Raw genomic sequence first — 3102 nt, 5'->3', positions numbered from 1 at the left:
GTCCAGTTGGTCGAAAAAACCGACCGGGCTGTCTTCTTCGTTTATTTCTTGTTCGTCGCCACTGAGTCGGGCCAATTCATGGCGCCACTTTTGCTCTTGTTTCTGGCGCCACCAGAACAAGCCGGCTATGACAGCCAGCAGAATTAAAGCCAATATTGTCCAAAGCATGCGTCCATCCCCTTAATTAAACGGCAAAGTCCGTTATTCTAACGCTTTTTTCGGGTAAACAAAACCAGCCGAAACAAGCTTTAACGGCAAAGGCAAACAGGATTGTCAAAGCTGTGGCTTGAGACGCGTATAATAGGCCGTCTGAACATTTTGCGGATGAGATGATGATTTTTCAAAACGGATGGTTTCCCGTTGGTGTCGTGATGGCGGCATGGCCTGTGTTGTTGGTGATTTTTGCTTTGTGTGCAAAGCAGGCATGGGTGTCGGTATCGCAGCATCGTTCCGCATTCTTGGTGGCTGCCGTGATGTTGCCGCTGGCTTGGAGTTTGAATGCCTCCCCGGAAAGCGGACAACTGGCCGGCATGAGCTATCATCTGCTCGCCTTGAACCTGACAGCTTTAATGCTGGGCACCTCTGCCGCATTCTGCCTTGGCGTTTTGCTGTTTTTTCCATATTTGTGGCTTTGGGGCGATTGGCATATGTTTCCCATCAACGCCTTGTCCGTATTGCTTCCGCCTTTGTTGGTGAACTTGGGTTTCCGCCATTGGGTATCGCGTTTGCCTGCCAATATCTTTATCTTTATTTTTCTGAATGGTTTTTGGGCTGCGGCGGTCGGAATGGTGTTTACCGGTGTGGTTTTGGTCGGTTTGTTGGACTGGGTAGATGTGTTTGATACGGCGGTATTATGGAGAACCGCTTTTCCTGTTTTCTTCTTAATCGCTTGGGCGGAGGCATTTTTGAGCGGTATTTCAACAGCCATTTTTATCGCGCTCAAGCCGCAATGGATTTGTACTTTCGATGACGACAGGTATTTGAAATCCGCGCCTAAGATTTGGCAATAAGATATGAAGATATCCTTGCTTGGTTTTCAGACGGCCTAATGACCGGATGGCCTGTTTTTTGAATTGAATGTTTAACTTGTTATGTTTGCTTATATTTTTCCCATTGTTTGCGGTGCCGCTGTCGGGGCTGTATTGCGTTGGCTGTTTGGCTTGGTGCTGGTGTCTTCTGCACCTTTTCCTATCGGTACTTTGGCGGCAAACTGGCTGGGCGCGCTGCTGATCGGTGTATTGGCGGAACTCTTAACCGATCCGCAATGGCGTTTGCTTTGGATTACCGGCTTTCTCGGCAGCTTGACCACATTTTCAGGTTTTTCAGTGGAAATGGTGGGTTTGATGCAGGCGCAACGTTGGGGCATGGCTTTGATGGCAACTTGTCTGCATGTTTTCGGTTCGTTTGGTTTGACGGCGCTGGGGATTAAATTGGCGCAGATTTGGAAGTAAGCAAAAACAACAGGGTGCAAAATAGCACCCTGTTATTTTTTATAGGCATTTAATCAATGCCAATAGGCAAACAGACGGTTTCTTGACAATAGGTTTTGCCGGACTCGCTTAAGTGTGCCGGTTTGTAGGCGGCAAAGGTGTAGGTCAGGTCTGCGCGGAATGTGTCGGGATCGGCTTCGGCGGTGTCGCAGTTGAGGCCGGTGGGAATATCGAGGGCGACTTTCAGGCCGTCTGAATGATTGAGTTGGCGGCAGAGGGCGGCGATTTCGGTTGGAAGCGCGCCGCTGAAGCCTGTGCCGAATATGCCTTCGATAATGATGTCGTAACCTTTTTTCAGACGGCCTTCCAGTTCTTGTGCGGATATCAATTCAATGTGGGGCAAACCGTTGAGGCGTTCGCGATTGGTTTGAGCCAAGGGGGAGAGGTTTTCTCCGAGTGAAAACAGAATGTCGATGTGCCAACCTTGCGCCTGCATATATCTTGCCATGACTAGGCCGTCGCCACCGTTGTTGCCTTTGCCGCAAACGATCAGGGCGCGTCCGGCTTGAGGATGACGCTGCATGAGGTCTTGGGCGGCTGAGCTGCCGGCGTTTTCCATCAGTTGGTCGAAACTTGTGCCTTTATCGACGGCTGCTTGCTCGCGTTCGCGCATCTGGGCGGCGGTATAGACTTTCATGATCGGCTCTCTTTGCAGGAAGTTATTTGTCGGCGGTATTCATCAGGCGCAAGGCTTTCAGACGGCCTATTTCTTTTTGATATTCCACCAGTCCGATAAATGAGCCGTCTCGGCTGTACACACGGATGGGCTGTTCGGCAGAAATGTCTTCGGTAAACTGGGGGCGTTGGCCATGTTTGAGCATGGTAACGGCGTAGTCGTTCAGCTCGAGTTTGGGGAAATGTTGTACCAAGACATCGCAAGGCAACAATAGGGCATCGCGTTCGGCTTCGTCCAATTCTGCCAAAGCTTCGAGCGTGTGGCTTTGGGTAATGGTAAAGCCGGCAGTTTCGGTACGGCGCAGGGCGGTCAGGTGGGTGAATGTGCCGATGTGTTTGGCGATGTCTTCGCTGAGTGTGCGGATGTAAGTGCCCTTGCTGCAACGTACGTCTATCACAGCTTTGGGCGCATCAAATTCAGTAATATCAATGGAGTAAATCGTAATATCGCGTGCTTTGCGTTCAATAACGATGCCTTTGCGTGCGTATTCGTACAGTGGTTTGCCTTCGTGTTTGAGGGCGGAAAACATTGGCGGCACTTGGTGGATATCGCCCGTTAAGGCTTGGCAGGCCGTCTGAAATTCGGACAATGAAATATCGGCGCGTGCGGTGGCAACGATTTCACCTTCTGCATCGCCCGTACTGCTGGCTTCGCCCAGTTTCAGCGTAGCCGTATAGGCTTTGTCTGCATCAATCAGATATTGGGCAAACTTGGTCGCTTCGCCGAAACAAACAGGCAAAAGCCCTGTGGCCAAAGGATCGAGTACGCCGGTATGCCCGGCTTTTTCGGCACGGAACAAGCGTCGCGCTTTTTGCAGGGCTGTGTTGCTGGAAAGGCCTTCAGGTTTGTCGAGAAGAAGAACGCCGTTGATCGAGCGTTTGGTGGGTTTATTAGTCATATTAATTAAGGAATATTAATGTTCAGGCCGTCTGAAAG

At 50.5% G+C, this 3102-nt stretch carries 4 protein-coding genes; 2 read left to right on the top strand and 2 right to left on the bottom strand.

The features are described from left to right. The first annotated feature begins 332 nt into the window (after positions 1-332). Together ACTHUT_RS16675 and ACTHUT_RS16670 are read left to right on the top strand one after the other, a co-directional pair. The gene (locus ACTHUT_RS16675; RefSeq protein ID WP_250601725.1) at positions 333-1010 is read left to right on the top strand and encodes an energy-coupling factor ABC transporter permease; all 678 of its coding nucleotides are present in this window, start codon (positions 333-335) and stop codon (positions 1008-1010) included. A gap of 81 nt (positions 1011-1091) precedes the next feature. Then, positions 1092-1451, top strand: a complete 360-nt coding sequence (locus ACTHUT_RS16670) for a CrcB family protein (protein ID WP_070633381.1) — start codon at positions 1092-1094, stop codon at positions 1449-1451. Positions 1452-1500: 49 nt separating this feature from the next. Here ACTHUT_RS16670 and ACTHUT_RS16665 read toward each other — a convergent pair whose 3' ends face one another. Together ACTHUT_RS16665 and truB are read right to left on the bottom strand one after the other, a co-directional pair. Beyond that, the gene (locus ACTHUT_RS16665; RefSeq protein ID WP_250600166.1) at positions 1501-2127 is read right to left on the bottom strand and encodes an NAD(P)H-hydrate epimerase; all 627 of its coding nucleotides are present in this window, start codon (positions 2125-2127) and stop codon (positions 1501-1503) included. A 22-nt stretch (positions 2128-2149) separates the two neighbouring features. Next, a complete protein-coding gene (gene truB, locus ACTHUT_RS16660) occupies positions 2150-3064 on the bottom strand; it encodes a tRNA pseudouridine(55) synthase TruB (protein ID WP_250600168.1) in 915 nt (304 codons plus the stop codon). Positions 3065-3102: the final 38 nt, after the last annotated feature.

The sequence above is a fragment of the Neisseria sp. P0022.S010 genome, assembly GCF_051956635.1.
This window is presented reverse-complemented; position numbering and strand designations above follow the sequence as displayed.